General features: G+C 63.9%; 1 protein-coding gene. It reads right to left on the bottom strand.

Annotation, left to right across the window (positions count from 1 at the left end):
- Positions 1–46 precede the first annotated feature (46 nt).
- Positions 47–563 (bottom strand): superoxide dismutase (locus tag AC0IYH_RS29130; RefSeq protein ID WP_471837485.1); only part of this gene is annotated, 517 nt, incomplete at its 5' end.

Here is a 563-nt window from a genome sequence, read left to right as displayed (position 1 = left end):
CTCCTTTTCAGGTCCGGTCCCCTCCCGATCCGGGAGGGGAGCAGGGTCACGCCACCGCGTCGTAGCGCTGGCCGACGGTGTCCCAGTCGACCACGTCCCACCACGCCTTCAGATAGGCGGCGCGATCATTCTTGTAGGTCAGATAGTAGGCGTGCTCCCACACATCGTTGCCGAGCAGCGGCGTACCGTGGTCCTGCACGACGTCCATCAAGGGATTGTCCTGATTGGGGGTGGAGGTGATCTTCAGCTTGCCGCTGTCGTCCGCGATCAGCCATGCCCAGCCCGAGCCGAACTGGCCCACGCCCTGGGTGTTGAACTCTTCCTTCAGCTTGTCGACGCCACCGAAGTCGCGGTCGATCGCCTCGGCGAGCTTGCCGGAGGGCGTACCGCCGCCCTTCTTCATCGTCTTCCAGAAGAAGTCGTGGTTCCAATAGCCGCCGCCATTGTTGCGGATCAGCGGCGGCTGGCTCGACACGGTGGCGAGGATGTCCTCGATCGACTTGCCGGCGAGCGACGCGTCCTTCTCGACGCCCTCGTTGAGCTTGTCGGTATAGGCCTTGTGG

Source organism: Pseudomonas sp. AC463 (genome assembly GCF_979253585.1).
The sequence above is the reverse complement of the archived record's forward strand: the minus strand, read 5'-3'. Positions and strand labels throughout refer to the sequence as shown.